This is a genomic window from Bradyrhizobium cosmicum, from assembly GCF_007290395.2.
GTDB classification, from domain to species: domain Bacteria; phylum Pseudomonadota; class Alphaproteobacteria; order Rhizobiales; family Xanthobacteraceae; genus Bradyrhizobium; species Bradyrhizobium cosmicum.
Window position 1 is genome coordinate 4,127,904 of the sequence record NZ_CP041656.2, and the last position, 16,324, is coordinate 4,144,227.

Consider the following 16,324-nt stretch of genomic DNA (forward strand, 5'->3'; position numbering starts at 1 on the left):
TGCGGCGTTTTTATAAAGCGTCCGCTGTGGCCAAACTAGGGCTTTTGCGCCGGGACGGAAAACCCTTCTCAGAATCCCTTGCTCAGTTCGAGGGCCCCAGGGTCGTCAGTTCGACGATCCCGCCGTCGCCATCCGCTTGGTCAGGAACCCGTCGATCGCCTGCGCCATCGAGCCCACGGCTTTCGACCTCCAGCCATCGGACACCAGGTGCTCGAGATCGCCCTTGTTGGAGACGTAGCCGATCTCGACCAGCACCGACGGCACGTCGGGCGCCTTCAGCACCCGGAAGCCGGCCGACTTCAGGGGATGCTTGTGCATCCGCACGGTCGACTTCATTTCACCCATCAAAAGGCGAGCGAAACGGTTTGAAAAGGTGCGGGTTTCCCGTTGGGTGAGGTCGATCAGGATGTCGGCGACATCGGTCGGCTCCTCCGCGAGGTTGAAGCCCGCGATCGCGTCCGCCCGGTTTTCCGCATCCGCCAGACGCTGGGCCTCGGCGTCGGAGGCCTTGTCGGACAGCGTGTAGATTGTGGCGCCCTGCGCATCACCTTCCGCGCGCGGCAGCGCGTCGGCGTGAATGGAGACGAACAGCGCGGCCTTGAGGTTACGGGCGACCTTGGTCCGGTCGCTGAGGGGGATGAAGGTGTCGTCGTCCCGCGTCATCACCACACGGTATTTGCCGGCTTTCTCCAGCTTGTCGCGGAGCGCCAGGGCGAAGGCCAGAACCAGGTTCTTCTCGCTCTCGCCGCTCGACTGGGTGCCGTTATCGATGCCGCCATGACCGGGATCGATCACGACGACGGGGCGGCCATCGGCTTTCTGCTGCGCCGCCTCGGCGGGCGCGGCGGGAACCGTCGCGGGCGGCGCGTCCGCGATGGCGGGCCTCAGTTCGGGGCGGCTTTCCGGCGGCAGCGACTGCACGAAGGCGGCGCGATCGACCTCCTCCAGCTCGAGCACGAGCCGGGCGGGCTGGCCGTTGGCCGCCTCCAGCACGTAGGAATTGGCGATCTTGGCCGGCCCCGTCAGGTCGAACACGATTCGCGATCCGCCGGGCATGACCAGCCCGTAGCGGAAGGCCTTGACCAGCCCCCGCCCCCCGGCCCCAGTGCCGGTGGGCAGCTGAAAATTGACCTGGGGAACGTCGACCACCACGCGGTAAGGGTCGGCGAGCATCACCGCGCGGAACGTGACGGCCTGATCGATGTCGAGGATGAAGCGGGTCTGCTTGCCGTCGCCGGCCAGCCGAGCGGCCGAGGCGACGGGAAACTTGACTGCCGCAACAGAGGGTTGCGCCTGACTTTCCGCTGCCTTTAGGCGCGAAGAATCGGCACACGGCAATGCTGCGGCGCAGAGAAGCGCGCATCCCAGCAAAACCCTTTGATTTGCGCGGCTCGCCACCGATTCCGTGCCTCCGAGCAGCCCTTTTAAGGCAATAGAACTACAGGGTTAAACGATCCTTAATGACAGAGGCGCGAAATTTGCCGACTGTGACCGCCGTGCGACGCTCCTTGCACGGATGGTCCATTCCACGTATGTACGGAGTGCTGACGGCCGATATTTCCGGTTGTGTCGCATTCAGCCTCCCGGTGCAGCGCCGGAACTCTCAAGTTTTGGGAATTCCAGCGTTTTCCGTTCCTCTCAAAGACCAGCGCGGTGCGCGGCAGCGAGATGGAGCGGGGCAAGTACCGGCGGTGGACGGTCCCCGGTTACCACTGTGTGTCCGGGACGGTTCTGACAGCGGCGTAACCCGTTACCCGGTCCCTTAATCCCAAGGGGGCGGTTCGTAATCCCAAGGCGAGCGCGCTCGCGCCATGCCTGGCCAGCAGCAACTGATTGAAGGGCGGCCTCGCCGCCCAGTGTTTCATACGGGCCGACGCTTGATGCGCCAGACTGTGCCGACGAATTCTGAAGGACCATTCGCGACGCTGCGGAGAGACAATCCCGCGCGCCGCTTCGGCCCTTCGGCTTCCGGTCCGGCAAGGCGCGAGAGACGGCGTTTCGGCCTTCCCCTCACCCCCGAATCAGGTGGACCGTCGCGTCACCCGGCAGCGCTCATCATGGCGCCCACGGTGAATCGCGCCCGCCGCCGCCAAGAGCTAAGACATGCCCAACAAGATGTTGATCGATGCCACCCACCCGGAAGAGACCCGGGTCGTCGTGGTCCGCGGCAATCGCGTCGAAGAGTTTGATTTCGAGACCGCGCAACGCAAGCAACTGCGCGGGAACATTTACCTCGCCAAGGTCACACGGGTCGAACCCTCGCTGCAGGCCGCCTTCGTGGAATATGGCGGCAACCGCCACGGCTTCCTCGCCTTCAGCGAAATCCATCCCGACTATTACCAGATCCCGGTCGCCGACCGGCAGGCGCTGATCGAGGCCGAAGAACAGGCCCATCGCGAAGCCGAGGAAGAGAGCGAGAACCGCTCCCACGGCCGCCGCCGCTCACGCCACCGCAACTCTCGCCGTCGCAGCCAGGGCGAACGCGTCCGCAGCGACATCGTCGAAGGCTCCGATCTGGCAGCCCAGCCGGTCGAGGGCGAGGCACGGCCGGAGCACTCCGAGGGCGCTTCGCACGAAGGCGAGCATCTGCACGCCGATGCGGAGCTTCATGGCGAGCACGAAGGACACGATCATCACGACCACGACCATGGCGAACATGATCACCACGATGATCATCATGCCCATGATGACGATCACCATCACGCCCACGATCATGATCATGGTCATGACGGCGAGCACGATCATCACGACCATGATCATACCGACGAGACGCCTGCGCCCGCCGCAGCCTTTGGTGCCGAGCCTGTGGTTGCGACCGAGGCCGCCGCCGAGCCGCACGAAGCTGCCGCCTCCGAGGCACACGCCGAGGCCCTGGCCGAAGCCGTGACCGCCTCGGCTGAACCGGCCGATGCGGTGTACGCCGCCGGCGAGAGCAATGAGGCCCATCATCACGACTCCGACGAGGAGGACGACGAGGACGAGGATGACGAGGACGCCGAAGAGGAAGTCGTCGAATCCGTCGGCGGTGACGACGTGCTGGAAGAGGTGCCTGTACGTACCTTCCGCCCGCGCCGCCAGTACAAGATCCAGGAAGTCATCAAGCGCCGCCAGGTGATGCTGGTGCAGGTCGTGAAGGAAGAGCGCGGCAACAAGGGCGCGGCGCTGACGACCTATCTCTCGCTCGCCGGCCGCTATGCCGTGTTGATGCCCAACACCGCGCGCGGCGGCGGCATCAGCCGCAAGATCACCAGCGCGCAGGATCGTTCCCGCCTGAAGGAAGTGGTGCAGGACCTCGACGTGCCCGAGGGCATGGGAATCATCCTGCGCACCGCGGGCGCCGCCCGCACCAAGCCCGAGATCAAGCGCGACTTCGAATATCTGATCCGGATGTGGGAGACGGTGCGCGACCTGACGCTGAAGTCACAGGCCCCGACCCTCGTCTACGAGGAAGGCTCGCTGATCAAGCGGTCGCTCCGCGATCTCTATAACAAGGAAATCGACGAGATCTCGGTTGCCGGCGAATCCGGCTACCGCGAGGCGCGCGACTTCATGAAGATGCTGATGCCCGCCAATGTCAGCGCGGTGAAGCAGTATCGCGACGGCCAGCCGCTGTTCTCGCGGATGGGCGTCGAGAGTCAGCTGGACGCGATGTTCTCGCCGACGGTGCAGCTGCGCTCCGGCGGCTATATCGTGATCAACCAGACCGAGGCGCTGGTCTCGATCGACGTCAACTCCGGCCGATCGACCCGCGAGCATCACATCGAGGACACCGCGCTCAAGACCAATCTGGAGGCGTCCGAAGAGGTCGCCCGCCAGCTTCGCCTGCGCGACCTCGCCGGCCTGATCGTCATCGACTTCATCGACATGGACGAGAAGCGCAACAACCGCGCCGTCGAGCGCAAGCTGTCCGATTGCCTCAGGCAGGATCGCGCGCGCATCCAGGTCGGCCGCATCTCGCATTTCGGCCTGCTCGAGATGTCGCGCCAGCGCATCCGCGCCAGCGTGCTGGAATCTTCGACCGATCCCTGCCCGCATTGCGGCGGCACCGGCCATGTCCGCTCGGTGTCCTCGGTGGCGCTCCAGCTGCTGCGCGGCCTCGAAGAGATCCTGATGAAGGGCGCGACCCACAATCTGGTGGTCCGTACCCGCACCGACGTCGCACTCTACGTGCTGAACCACAAGCGCGGTCATCTGCGCGATCTCGAAAACGGCTTCAAGGTCTCCCTGGCGGTCATCGCCGACCCCAGCGTCACCGGCCCGCAGGCCTATATCATCGACCGCGGCGAGCAGGTTCACACGCTCGAGGCCGCCAAGGCACTGCTCGCAGCGCAGGCGGCCGCAAGCCCGCCGCCTCTCGTTGAAGAGCCCTATGACGACGAGGAGTTCGATCTGGAGACTGAATCCGAGGTCGAGACCGAGGAGACCGAAGGTCTCACCGAGGAGCAGGCCGCCGGCGACGCCGCGACCGAGCAGGACGGCCAGCGCCGCAAGCGCCGCCGCCGCCGCCGCGGCCGTGGCCCGCGCGATGGTGAGCTTCGCGAAGACAGCCCGGCCACCCTTCCCGAACCGGCACTCGCGGCTGGCGAAGGCGAGGAGGACACCGAATCCGAGCAGGATGGCGGCGAGGACGGCGAGGAGCAGGCCGCCCGTGGCGACCAGCAGGGCAGCGGTGATCGCCGCCGCCGGCGCGGGCGCCGTGGCGGACGGCGTCGGCGTGGCGGCAACGAGGAAGGTCTCGCCGGCTCCATCGGCGACGAACTCGGCGGCAATGCGCCACCGGAAGCAACCGAGGCCGTTGCAGATTTCGACGGGTCGAGCGGCGAGGCTGCGCCCTCGATCGCGCATTCCGAGCACGTCGACATTGTCGAGCCGCAGATCGCTCAGCCTGAGCCACGCGTCGAGCCGCAAGCCGAAGTGCCGGCCCAGGCCCAACCTCAGCCCGCGGTCGCAGAGGAAGAGCCCGCTGACGACAAGGCCGCGCGGCGCCGCTCAACGGTCCGGGAGAAGGTGAGCTTCCTGTCGGGCAGCCCGAGCGAACCCGCAGCGCCGGTTGCATCGGCGCCGGAGCCGGCTGCTCCGCCTGCACCCGAACCCGCACCGGCACCGGCAGCGGCGACTGAAACGTCGACCGCACCGCGCCGCGCCGGCTGGTGGTCGCGCCGGTTCGGCGGCGGCGAATAAAAAGGAAATCCAGACGAAACCGCCCGGCCAAGCCGGGCGGTTTTGATTTGGCGAGGTCATTGGAATGAAAAGTGCGATCGTTCTCGGCGGTGGTATGGTTGGCGTGGGCGCCGCGCTCCATTTGCAACGGCGCGGCTGGTCCGTAACACTGGTCGATCGCAGGGAGCCGGGCCGCGAGACGAGCTACGGCAATGCCGGCATGATCCAGGCGGAAGCCGTGCGGCCCTATCCGATGCCGCGCGACCTGGCCACGCTCCTGAAGATCGCGACCGGCCGCACCAACGACGTGCGCTACAGCCTGTCCTCGCTTCACCTCCATATCGAGCCCCTGCTCCGCTATTGGTGGCATTCGGCGCCGAAGCGGCATCGCGAAGCGATCGAGGCGTGGGCACGCCTGATCGGCTATGCGACCGGCGAGCACGACGTTCTCATTCGCGAAGCCCATGCCGACAATCTCATCCGCCGCGCCGGCTACCGCGCGGTGTATCGCGACGCTGCCGCCCTGGAGCACTCGGTCAAGGACGCGGAAGAGGACCAGCGCGAATTCGGTGTGAAGTTTCGCGTGCTCTCCGGCAGCGAGCTCGCCAAGGCCGAGCCGATCCTGCGCGACGATCTGCCGGGCGCGATCCACTGGCTCGACACCTGGACCGTGTCCGATCCCGGCGCGCTGGTCACGGCCTACGCAGAGCTGTTCGAGCGTCTCGGTGGCGCCATCGTGCTCGGCGATGCACAGTCGCTGCGGCAGACCGCAACCGGCTGGTCCGTCGACACCGACAAGGGCCGCATCGACGCCGCCAACGCCGTCGTCACGCTCGGGCCCTGGTCGCCCGATCTCCTGCAGAAATTCGGCTATCGCATTCCGCTGGTACGCAAGCGCGGCTACCACATGCATTATAGCGACGGCGCGTCGCTCGACCTGCCCATGGTCGACAAGAGCAACGGCTATGCCATGGGTCCGATGGCCAAGGGCATCCGCATCACCACCGGTGCCGAGCTGACCGGCCCCGACGCGCTCGCAACGCCGGTGCAGCTCGCCAGCGCCGAGGCCTCCGCACGCGAGCTGATCGACCTCGGCAAGCGCGTCGAGCCGGATCCGTGGTTCGGCACGAGGCCTTGCACGCCGGACATGCTGCCCGTGCTCGGCCCCGCCCCGCGTCACCCCGGCCTCTGGATGAATTTTGGCCACGGCCACCAGGGCTTTACGCTCGGGCCGGCAACGGGACGCCTGCTCGCGGAGATGATGAACGGCGAGACGCCGGCGATCGATCCGGCGCCATACCGGCCGGAGCGGTTCTAGATTTCGGTCTTCGCCGCGAGCATCGCGAGCGCGGCCGAGATGCGCAGCAGCGGATCGTCCCATTCGCGGGGCCTGCGCTGGCGGAACAGCCGCATGGTCGGATACCATGGACTGTCCTCGCGATCGCGCAGCCAGCGCCAGTCGAGCGCATAGGGCGTCAGCATCCACACCGGACGTCCGAGCGCGCCGGCGAGATGAGCGACCGACGTATCGACTGCGATGACGAGATCGAGCGCCGCGACCGCAGCCGCCGTATCGGCGAAATCACCGAGCGCCGGCGCAAGATCGACGACGTCGTCGCCGAGCGCTGCCAGCACCTCGCCATCCTCGGGCCGCGGTTCCTTTTGCAGGCTGTAGAGCTGCACACCCGGAATCACGAGGCGCGGCAGCACGGCTGCGGCAGGCAGCGAGCGTTGCCGGTCGCCCTTGTGCCTGGGATTGCCGGCCCAGGCCACGCCAACCTTCAGGGCTGTCACATCGGCAAGCGCAGCACGCCAGCGCGACAGTCTTCCGGGATCGGCGTGCAGATACGGAATCTCGGCGGGAATGCTGTCGAGCGTAGTGCCAAAAATCCGCGGCAGGCTCATCAGCGGCAGTTGCAGGTCGAACGGCGGCAGCGTCTCGCCGCGTGCGATGACGGTGACACCCGCAAGCTGCCGCAGCAGCGAGGCCAGCGCGGGCTGAACCTGCAGGATGATCCTTCCGCCGCGCGCATTCACCATCGGCACGTAGCGCACGAAATGCAGGGCATCGCCGAGGCCGTATTCGGCAAACAGCAGCAATGTGCGGCCGTTGAGCGGCTCGCCCTGCCATTCCGGCTCGGTGAACAAGGGATCGCCATCCGACAGCGTCTTGCACTGTCGCCGCCAACGATAGGCCTCGAACCCTTTCACGAAGTCGCCGTTCATCAGCAGGAAGTGTGCGTGATTGTACTGCGCCAGCGGCTGCTCCGGATCGAGCGCGACCGCGCAATGCGAGACGGCCAGCGCCTCGTCGATCTCGCCGGCGTTGCGCAGGGCCACCGCGAGATTGGCGTGGCCCTTGGCATATTCCGGATCGGCCACGACCGCGCATCGGTGCGCTGCGACGGCATCGGCGACGCGCTCCTGCTTCTCGAAGATGATGCCGAGATTGGTCCAGGCCGGCGCGTGATCGGGCTTCAGTAGCAGTGCTTGCTCGCAAGCGGCGATCGCCTCGGCCAGCGTGCCGAGCTCCGACAGGCAGGCGCCGAGATTGCTTGCGATCAAATGATCCGCCGGATCGAGCGCGAAGGACTGCCTGTACATTTCGGCCGCTTCCGGCAGGTGACCGGCCTCATGCAGCACCAACCCGAGCAGACGCAGCGCCGGAGCGTTGTCCGGCTGGAGGGCAACGGCGCGCCGGTACTGGATGATGGCGTCGTCAAGCAATCCTTGCCGATAAAGCGCCGCGCCGAGATTGGCGGGCAGCCCGGGATCATCGGGATCGGCCTCGATCGCGCAACGAAAGGCAGTTGCGGCCTCGTCGAGCCTCGTCTGGTCCATCAGGAGATTGCCGAGATTGAGCCAGACGCCGCGATAGGCCGGCTCCCGCGCGATCACCACGCGATAGGCCTCCTCCGCTTCGGTCAGCCGCCCCTGCTCCGCAAGCACGACGGCGAGATTGAAGCAGGCGCGCGTCAGGTGCGCGTCGAGCGCAAGCGCGCGGCGATAGGCGGCTTCGGCCTCGTCGAAACGGGCGAGCTCACCGAGCGCCACGCCGAGCTTGTTGTGCAGACTCGCATCGTCCGGTCGCCTGACCAGCGCGCGCCGGAATGCGGCCACCGCGCCCTCCTGCTCGCCCTTCACCGCAAGCGCATCGCCGAGCGTGACGAGTGCAGGCGCGTGCCCGGGATCGACGGTCAAGATGCGGCCGAGCAGCGCGGCGCCGTCGGCCGCGCGGTCGGTGACGAAGGCGGCCACCGCCGCAAGATGCAGCGCCGGCAGATGATCGGGCTCGCCCTTCAACACTTCGGCGCAGAGCGCGTCGGCCTCCTCCGGCCGCCCCGCCGAAAAATGCTCCGCCGCCTGCAGCACAATCTGATCAACCGTCGCCTTGCCCACCACGCCGCTCGCCTCTTCGAGGTCAGATGCGGGTTAAACGCGCGAGCTGGCAAAATCCGTCAGTCGGCGCGCTCGGCCAGCAGCTTTTTGATCCGCTCGGCGTCCTCAGGCGTCGCCGGGTTGTAGACGATCATGCTGAGGTCGGAGCGGCCCTCGACGTTGAAGCTCGAATATTCGAACGACATGGTGCCGTGAACGGGGTGCTTCAGCCGCTTGGTGCCGTCGCCATGATGGCGCACGTCGTTGTCGCGCCAGAGCGCCGCGAATTCCGGGCTGGTGCGGCAGAGCTCGTCGACGAAGTCGGCGCATGCGAGACGGCGCCCGCACGGGCGGCGTCGGCCCGAAACGCCGCCACCACGAAGCGGGCGACACTGTCCCAGTCATATTGTGCGGCGCGCACGCGCGGATCGCAGAAGATGAAGCGCAGGATGTTGCGCCGTCCCGGCGGGATCGCGCCATAGTCCGTCAGCACTACGCTTGCGGCCCGGTTCCAGGCGACGACGTCCCAGGTCGCGGTCCGCACCAGCGCCGGGCTGAAGGCGAGCGCATCGAGCACGCGCTGCAGCCGCGGCGAGACGCCGTCCGTCGCCTGGTAACGCACCTCGGGCGGGCGACCGAGGCCAATCAGGAACAGGTGCTCGCGCTCGATGTCGGTCAGCATCAGCGCACGGGCGATGCGATCGAGCACGTCGGCCGACGGCGCTCCGCCACGGCCCTGCTCCAGCCACGTGTACCAGGTCGCGCTGATATTGGCGCGCTGGGCCACCTCCTCGCGACGCAGCCCGGGCGTGCGCCTGCGGCTGCCACCGAGGCCGAACGCGGCGGCATCGAGCCGGGTGCGGCGGTCCTTCAGGTAGGTCCCGAGCAGGTTTTCAGCGATCGTGGGCTCGCTCATCCTGTTAGCTATTATACCCTGATAAGGTCACTGCTTTACCTGGATACTCGTAGCGCAGATGGTTGCCGCCACCAACCCTCTGGAGATTGCCTCATGCGTGTATTCGTCACCGGCGCCACCGGCTTCGTCGGCTCCGCCGTCGTGCGGGACCTGATCGCCGCCGGCCATCGGGTTACCGGCCTTGCCCGCTCGGACGCGGGCGCCGCAGCGCTCGCGGCCATGGGAGCCGAGGTCCATCGCGGCTCCCTGGAGGACCACGCCTCGTTGCGCAGCGGCGCGGCCGCGTCCGACGGTGTCCTGCACCTCGGCTTCAATCATGACTTCTCGAAATTCCTCGACAATTGCGAGCTGGACCGTCGCGCCATCCTGGCGCTCGGCGAGGAGCTCGCGGGCTCCGACCGCCCCCTCATCGTCACCTCCGGCGTCGCGCTACTCGCGCCCGGACGGCTCGCGACCGAGGACGACGAGGCCGCGAAACATTTCCCGCGTGTGTCGGAATCGGCGGCGCTGTCGCTCGCCGGCGTCCGCGCCGCCGCGGTTCGGCTTCCACCGTCCACGCATGGCGAGGGAGATCACGGCTTCGTTCCGATCCTCATCAATCTCGCGCGCGAGAAAGGCGTGGCCGCCTATATCGGCGACGGCAGCAACCGCTGGCCGGCCGCACACCGCCTTGACGCCGCGCGCGTCTACCGCCTCGCGCTGGAGCAGGGCGCCGTCGCGAAGCACTATCATGCGATCGCCGAGGAAGGCGTGCCGTTCAAGGCGATTGCAGAAGTGATCGGCCGGCGGCTCGGCGTGCCGGTGGTCTCAAAGTCCGCCGATGAAGCCGAGGCGCATTTCGGCTGGTTCGCGCGGTTCGCATCCATCGACGTTCCGACCTCGAGCGCGAAGACACGGGCCCTGCTCGGCTGGGAGCCCAAAGAAAAAGGGCTGATCGAGGATCTCGACCAGCCCTGCTACTTCAAGGTCTGACGGCGCGCGGCGCGCCCAAAGACGGCAGACATCCCGTCACCCTGAGGTGGCTGCGCCAGCGGCCCTCGAAGGGCGACGGCCCGGCTGCATCTCGGCCGTGCATCCTTCGAGGCTCGCTCCGCTCGCGCCTGAGGATGACGGATCGAACAAGATCAGTCCGTCGTGATCGCGGTTTCCATGTCAGTCGGATCGATCTGCCTGGCGAGGGCAGCATTGAGCTTGTCGCGATCGAGCTCGCCCTCCCACCAGGCGACGATCACGCAGGCCACGCCGTTGCCGCACAGGTTGGTCAGCGCGCGGCACTCGCTCATGAACTTGTCGATGCCGAGCACGATCGCCATGCCCGGCACGAGCCGCGGATCGACCACGGCCAGCGTGGCGGCGAGCGTGATGAAGCCGGCGCCGGTGATGCCGGAAGCGCCCTTCGAGGTCAGCATCGCCACGACCAGGATGGTGAGCTGCTGGGCGAAGGAGAGGTCGAAACCAAGTGCCTGCGCGATGAAGAGCGTCGCCAGCGTCATGTAGATGTTGGTGCCGTCCAGGTTGAACGAATAACCCGTGGGCACCACGAGGCCGACCACCGACTTGGAGCAGCCGAGCCGCTCGAGCTTTTCCATCAGCGACGGCAGCGCACTTTCCGACGACGAGGTGCCGAGCACGATCAGCAGCTCGTCCTTGATGTAGGCCAGGAACTTGAAGATCGAGAATCCGGCGAACCGCGCGATGATGCCAAGCACGACGAAGACGAACAGCGCGGCGGTGACGTAGAACGTGGCGATCAGCCCGATCAGGTTGAGGATCGCGCCGGTGCCGAACTTGCCGATCGTGTAGGCCATCGCGCCGAACGCACCGATCGGCGCCGCACGCATCACGATGGAGATGACGCCGAACACTGCATGGGCGGCGTCGTCGATGAAGCTGCGGATCGTATGGCCGCGCTCGCCGAGGCTCATGATCGCGAAACCGAACAGCACCGAGAACAGCAGCACCTGCAGGATCTCGCCCTGCGCGAAGGCGCCGACCACGGTGTCCGGAATGATGTGCAGCACGAAGTCGACGGACTTCTGACCGGCGGCCTGCTTGGCGTAATTTGCGACCGCCGCCTCGTTGGCCGCCGCATTGCCGAAGCCTGCGCCAGGCTTCACCAGATTGCCGATGATGAGTCCGATCACCAGGGCGAATGTCGAGACGACCTCGAAATAGACCAGTGCCTTGACGCCGATGCGTCCGACCTTCTTGGCGTCCTGGATGTGGGCGATGCCCGAGACCACGGTGCAGAAGATGATCGGGGCGATCACCATCTTGATCAGCTTGATGAAGCCGTCGCCGAGCGCCTTGATCCACTCGTTGGTGGCGACCGAGGGCCAGAGCCAGCCGACAATGGCGCCAAGCACGATGGCGATCAGCACCTGGACATAGAGGACTTTGTACCACGGCTTGGCCGCGCTTGGCGCGACCGGCGTTCCCGCCGTCATCGTTGTCGTCGTCATCGTCTCACTCCCCCTCAAACTCAGAGGCCAGCCAAGATCAACTTGGCCGGCCCTGTCAATTGGAACTGGTCGGAATCGACGCCTTACCGGCGATCGACGATCCGGCGCGCCGCCGGCATCAGCGTCGCGCCAAGCGCGTTCTTGACCAGCGAGCCGGCGATGAACGGCAGCAAGCCGACCTGCCAGGCCTTGGCAACGCCAAGACCGAGACCAAAGGCCAGCCAGCCGAAGCCCGCGGCCAGGATCACGACGTGGCCGACGGCCATCGCCGCAAACAACCGCACGACGCTGCGATCCCAGCCGCGCTCGGCGAGCCAGCCGGTGACGAAGGCAGCGCCGATGAACCCGAACAGGTAGCCGGCGGTCGGGCCGACCAGCGGTGCAATTCCACCGATCGGGCCGGCGAACACCGGCAGCCCCATCGCGCCCTCGGCGAGGTAGGCGATCATGGTCGCGCTGCCGAGGCGCCAGCCATAGGCGGCGCCGATCATCAGCACCACCAGCGTCTGCAATGTCATGGGCACATAGGGCAGCGGCAGGTTCACCTTGGCCGATAGCGTCATCAAGGCGGTGCCGAGCGCGATCAGCACCACGGCTCGCAAGGCGCCTACGGCTTCGCCCGGACGGGTCGGCCACATCAAGGCGGCGAGAGAAGAATGTGCGGCGGAGGTGGGCGCGGAACGGTCGGACAAGATGCACTCCAGAATGCTATCGAAACTGGCGGCTATTTAAGCCAGTGGGCGATCCGGTCAACCGCCTCGCGCATCTCATCAGCCGAGCGTGCATAGGACAGTCTTATGAACGAGCGGCCATGGATGGGATCGAAATCGAGCCCCGGCGTTGCCGCAACATGGGCCTGCTCCAGCATCTGCTTGGCGAACTCGAAACTGTCCGAGGTGAAATCGGAGACGTCGGCATAGAGATAGAAGGCACCGTCGGCAGGCAGGAACTTGCTGAGGCCCGCCTTGGGCAGTCCCTCGATCAGAATCCGCCGGTTTTCCTGATAGCCGTGCTTGATCTCCTCCATCTCGGCCGCACCGTCGAAGGCGGCTTCGGCCGCGATCTGCGACAGTGACGGTACCGAGATCGACAGGTTCTGCTGGAGCCTTTCGATCGGCCGCACCAGCACGTCAGGCACGACCATCCAGCCGACGCGCCAGCCCGTCATGCAGAAATACTTCGAGAACGAGTTGATCACGAGTGCGTGCTCGGACAGCGACGCCGCCGTCACCGCCGGAAACGCGTAGTCGAGCCCGTGATAGATCTCGTCGGAGATGAAGCGGATGCCGGCGTCCTCTGACGCCGCGATCAGGCCGGCGAGCGCCTCGCGGGACATCATCGTACCCGTCGGGTTGGCCGGGCTTCCGACCAGCACGCCCTTCAGTGGCGCTTTCCGATGGGCCGCCAGCAGCGCCTCGCCGGTCAGCGCGTGGCGCGTCTCGTTGGTAGTCTCGATTAGCACCGGCTCGCAGCCGAGCGCGGTCAGGATATGACGGTAAGGCGGATAGCCCGGCACCGTCACGGCGACGCGATCGCCGGGCTCGAACATCGACAGGAAGGCGAGGATGAACCCGCCGGACGAGCCCGTGGTCACCACGATCCGCTCGGGGCTGACATCGCAGCCATAGGCATCGCGATAATGCCGCGCGATGCGCGCGCGCAGGCTGGGGATGCCGAGCGCAGAGGTATAATCGATCCGCCCCGCCTCGAGCGCCGCATGGGCGGCCGCAATCGCGGTCTTCGGAGCACCCGTCGCGGGCTGGCCGACCTCCATGTGAATGACATGGCCTCCGGCCGCCTCGATTCGGGCTGCCGCGGCCATCACGTCCATCACCATGAACGGGGGGACGTCGCTGCGGTGGGAGGGCTCGAGCCACTGCCCCAACCGGTTCCTCAATGTCGCATCGTGCATCGAATTCTGCTATTTCGCTGGCGAACCGGTCGGTTCCGGTCCGGGAAACGGAGCGCTTGCGCCCCAGACTGGCCGCATTGTACGGCTCATAAGGGATAGGGCTTGGAAGGGCATATCGCGTATCCTGTCCGCCGCCAATCGCCAAAACCAATCACCAAACCGCTTTTCAAGACCGTTTGACCAAGCCCCTTGTTGACCCAGACCGCCTGATGTTGCTCCAGATCGCTTTGCGCAAGAAGGCCACCGCCCTCACCGCCCTCGTCACCGCGGCGGCGATCGCGCTGTTGCCGATGCCGGCGGCGCAGGCGCAGGGCAAGGGCCCACCGGTCCTGCGCGACACCGAGACCGAGCAGCTGCTGCGCGAATATACCCGACCGATCCTGCGCGCCGCCGGCCTGGAGAAGCAGAACATCCAGATGGTGATCGTCAACGAGGGGTCGTTCAACGCCTTCGTTGCCGACGGTCGCCGCATCTTCGTCAATTACGGCGCGATCCTGCAGTCGGAGACGCCGAACCAGATCATCGGCGTGCTCGCGCACGAGACCGGGCATCTGGCCGGCGGTCATCTGTCCAAGCTGCGCGAACAACTCGCCACCGCCCAGACCCAGATGATCATCGCGATGCTGCTCGGCGCCGGCGCGATGGTCGCTGGCACCACACGTGGCAGCAGCTCGGGCAACAACGGGCTTGCCAATGCCGGCGCCGCTGCGATCGCGGGACCTCAGGAGATGATCCGCCGGACGCTGCTGTCCTACCAGCGCCAGCAGGAAGAGAACGCCGACCGCGCCGGCGTCAAATTCCTGACCGCGACCCAGCAGTCGCCGAAGGGCATGTACGAGACCTTCAAGCGCTTCACCAGCGAGAGCCTGTTCGCCGCGCGCGGCGCCGATCCTTATCTGCAGTCGCACCCGATGCCCGCCGAGCGCGTCGCCTCGCTTCAGGAGCTCGCCAGTTCGAGCCCCTATTGGGACAAGAAGGACGACCCGGCATTGCAGCTGCGCCACGACATGGTGCGCGCCAAGATCTCGGCCTTCATGGAACGGCCGGAGACGGTGTATCGCCGCTATCCGCAGACCAACGACAGCATGCCCGCACGCTATGCCCGTGCCATCAGCACCTATCTGCACGGCGATCTGCGCAGCGCGCTCGCCCAGATCGACGCGCTGATCCAGGTCCAGCCCAACAACCCGTACTTCTACGAAGTGCGCGGCCAGGCCCTGCTGGAGAGCGGCAAGCCTGCCGAGGCGATCCCTGCCCTGCGCAAGGCGGTGCAATTGTCGAACAATTCGCCCCTCATCGAGATGTTACTTGGGCAGGCTCTGGTTGGAACCGATAATAAGGCCTACACGGACGACGCCGTTCGGATTCTCCGCGCCGCGGTGGCACGGGAGCCCGAGGCCGTGCTCGGCTATACCCAGCTCGCGATGGCCTATGGCCGCAAGGGCGACTATGCCGAGGCCGATCTGGCGTCCGCGCAGGCCGCTTACCTGCGCGGCGACAACAAGACCGCCCGCGAACTTGCCACGCGCGCAAAGACCCGTTTCGCCGTCGGCACGCCCGGATGGGTCAAGGCCGACGACATCGTGGCGGCCAAGCCGTCCCGAAACTAGCTCGACCCGAACGACGCCTGAAACCACGACGTCACGACCCAAGCTTAAGTCCGCCGGGACGTTTTCCGAAACCTGCTTTGGATAAGAGGATTTGCCTATGCCTTCGCTGCGCCTGCTTGCTCCCGCGCTGTTTGCGCTCGCCATGTTCGGCGCGACCGTGCCCGCGTCGGCCGACAGCTTCTCCGATAACCAGCGCACCGACATCGAGGCGATCGTCAAGAACTACCTCGTCACCCATCCCGAGGTGCTCGAGGAAGCGATGGCCGAGCTCACCAAGCGCCAGGCCGCGGCCGAGACGCAGAAGCACGAGGCCAGCATCGCGCAGAACGCCGACGCGATCTTCAACTCGCCGCACCAGGTCGTGCTCGGCAACAAGGACGGCGACGTCACCTTCGTCGAGTTCTTCGATTACAATTGCGGCTACTGCAAGCGCGCGATGGACGACATGCTCAACCTCATGAAGGGCGATCCCAAGCTGAAGGTCGTGCTGAAGGAGTTTCCGGTGTTGAGCCAAGGCTCGGTCGAAGCGGCGCAGGTCGCCGTCGCCGTCCGCATGCAGGATCCCTCCGGCAAGAAATATCTCGACTTCCACCAGAAGCTGCTCGGCGGCCGCGGCGCCGCCGACAAGGCGCGCGCGCTTCAGGCGGCCAAGGAAGCCGGCCTCGACACCGCCAAGATCGAGAAGGACCTCGGCAGTCCCGAGGTGCGCGCCACCATCGAGGAGAATTTCAAGCTCGCCGAAGCAATGGGCATGAACGGCACGCCGAGCTACGTGATCGGCAAGCAGATCGTGATCGGCGCCGTCGGCCTCGAGGGCCTCAAGGAAAAGATCGGCGTCGCCCGCTGCGGCAAGGCGACTTGCTGACAAGGCGACCTGCTGGTCGTC

10 protein-coding genes and 1 pseudogene are annotated in these 16,324 nt (G+C 66.4%); 5 read left to right on the forward strand and 6 right to left on the reverse strand.

The window, feature by feature from the left end; all coding sequences use genetic code 11:
* Positions 1 to 105: 105 nt before the first annotated feature.
* Positions 106 to 1,398: an N-acetylmuramoyl-L-alanine amidase gene (locus tag FNV92_RS19875; RefSeq protein WP_143844899.1), complete on the reverse strand. Its 1,293-nt coding sequence runs from the start codon at positions 1,396 to 1,398 to the stop codon at positions 106 to 108.
* Positions 1,399 to 2,103: 705 nt separating this feature from the next.
* Here FNV92_RS19875 and FNV92_RS19880 point away from each other — a divergent pair.
* Complete coding sequence (locus tag FNV92_RS19880) at positions 2,104 to 5,181, forward strand: Rne/Rng family ribonuclease (RefSeq protein WP_143844898.1); 3,078 nt, start codon at positions 2,104 to 2,106, stop codon at positions 5,179 to 5,181.
* A 64-nt stretch (positions 5,182 to 5,245) separates the two neighbouring features.
* Entirely contained in the window at positions 5,246 to 6,478 is a 1,233-nt protein-coding gene (locus FNV92_RS19885; RefSeq protein WP_143844897.1) for an NAD(P)/FAD-dependent oxidoreductase, read from the forward strand.
* Here FNV92_RS19885 and FNV92_RS19890 read toward each other — a convergent pair.
* Entirely contained in the window at positions 6,475 to 8,562 is a 2,088-nt protein-coding gene (locus FNV92_RS19890; RefSeq protein WP_143844896.1) for a tetratricopeptide repeat protein, read from the reverse strand. The genes FNV92_RS19885 and FNV92_RS19890 overlap by 4 nt on opposite strands.
* A gap of 56 nt (positions 8,563 to 8,618) precedes the next feature.
* Positions 8,619 to 9,454: pseudogene (locus FNV92_RS19895) on the reverse strand (helix-turn-helix transcriptional regulator).
* A gap of 93 nt (positions 9,455 to 9,547) precedes the next feature.
* On the opposite strand from FNV92_RS19895, the gene FNV92_RS19900 reads away from it, so the two are divergent.
* Positions 9,548 to 10,426 carry an SDR family oxidoreductase gene (locus FNV92_RS19900; protein ID WP_143844895.1) on the forward strand — a complete coding sequence of 293 codons (879 nt, stop codon included), beginning with the start codon at positions 9,548 to 9,550 and terminating at the stop codon, positions 10,424 to 10,426.
* A 152-nt stretch (positions 10,427 to 10,578) separates the two neighbouring features.
* On the opposite strand, the gene FNV92_RS19905 is transcribed toward FNV92_RS19900, so the two are convergent.
* The 3 genes from FNV92_RS19905 to FNV92_RS19915 form a co-directional block, all read right to left on the reverse strand.
* Entirely contained in the window at positions 10,579 to 11,916 is a 1,338-nt protein-coding gene (locus tag FNV92_RS19905) for a dicarboxylate/amino acid:cation symporter (protein ID WP_083850059.1), read from the reverse strand.
* A gap of 83 nt (positions 11,917 to 11,999) precedes the next feature.
* Positions 12,000 to 12,554: a biotin transporter BioY gene (locus tag FNV92_RS19910; protein WP_143846263.1), complete on the reverse strand. Its 555-nt coding sequence runs from the start codon at positions 12,552 to 12,554 to the stop codon at positions 12,000 to 12,002.
* Between the two features lie 86 nt (positions 12,555 to 12,640).
* Positions 12,641 to 13,828, reverse strand: coding sequence for a pyridoxal phosphate-dependent aminotransferase (locus FNV92_RS19915; protein WP_143844894.1), 1,188 nt, complete (start codon positions 13,826 to 13,828; stop codon positions 12,641 to 12,643).
* 209 nt (positions 13,829 to 14,037) lie between these two features.
* On the opposite strand from FNV92_RS19915, the gene FNV92_RS19920 reads away from it, so the two are divergent.
* Positions 14,038 to 15,438 carry a M48 family metalloprotease gene (locus FNV92_RS19920; protein WP_015686469.1) on the forward strand — a complete coding sequence of 467 codons (1,401 nt, stop codon included), beginning with the start codon at positions 14,038 to 14,040 and terminating at the stop codon, positions 15,436 to 15,438.
* Between the two features lie 97 nt (positions 15,439 to 15,535).
* A complete protein-coding gene (locus tag FNV92_RS19925; RefSeq protein WP_143844893.1) occupies positions 15,536 to 16,303 on the forward strand; it encodes a DsbA family protein in 768 nt (255 codons plus the stop codon).
* The last annotated feature ends 21 nt before the right edge of the window (positions 16,304 to 16,324 follow it).

Bases quoted from the DNA above. Each gene is read 5' to 3' on its own strand.
- FNV92_RS19880 (WP_143844898.1), top strand. From the start codon at position 2,104: ATGCCCAACAAGATGTTGATCGATGCCACCCACCCGGAAGAGACCCGG.
- FNV92_RS19925 (WP_143844893.1), top strand. From the start codon at position 15,536: ATGCCTTCGCTGCGCCTGCTTGCTCCCGCGCTGTTTGCGCTCGCCATG.
- FNV92_RS19910 (WP_143846263.1), bottom strand. From the start codon at position 12,554: ATGTGGCCGACCCGTCCGGGCGAAGCCGTAGGCGCCTTGCGAGCCGTG.
- FNV92_RS19920 (WP_015686469.1), top strand. From the start codon at position 14,038: ATGTTGCTCCAGATCGCTTTGCGCAAGAAGGCCACCGCCCTCACCGCC.
- FNV92_RS19905 (WP_083850059.1), bottom strand. From the start codon at position 11,916: ATGACGACGACAACGATGACGGCGGGAACGCCGGTCGCGCCAAGCGCG.
- FNV92_RS19900 (WP_143844895.1), top strand. From the start codon at position 9,548: ATGCGTGTATTCGTCACCGGCGCCACCGGCTTCGTCGGCTCCGCCGTC.
- FNV92_RS19885 (WP_143844897.1), top strand. From the start codon at position 5,246: ATGAAAAGTGCGATCGTTCTCGGCGGTGGTATGGTTGGCGTGGGCGCC.
- FNV92_RS19915 (WP_143844894.1), bottom strand. From the start codon at position 13,828: ATGCACGATGCGACATTGAGGAACCGGTTGGGGCAGTGGCTCGAGCCC.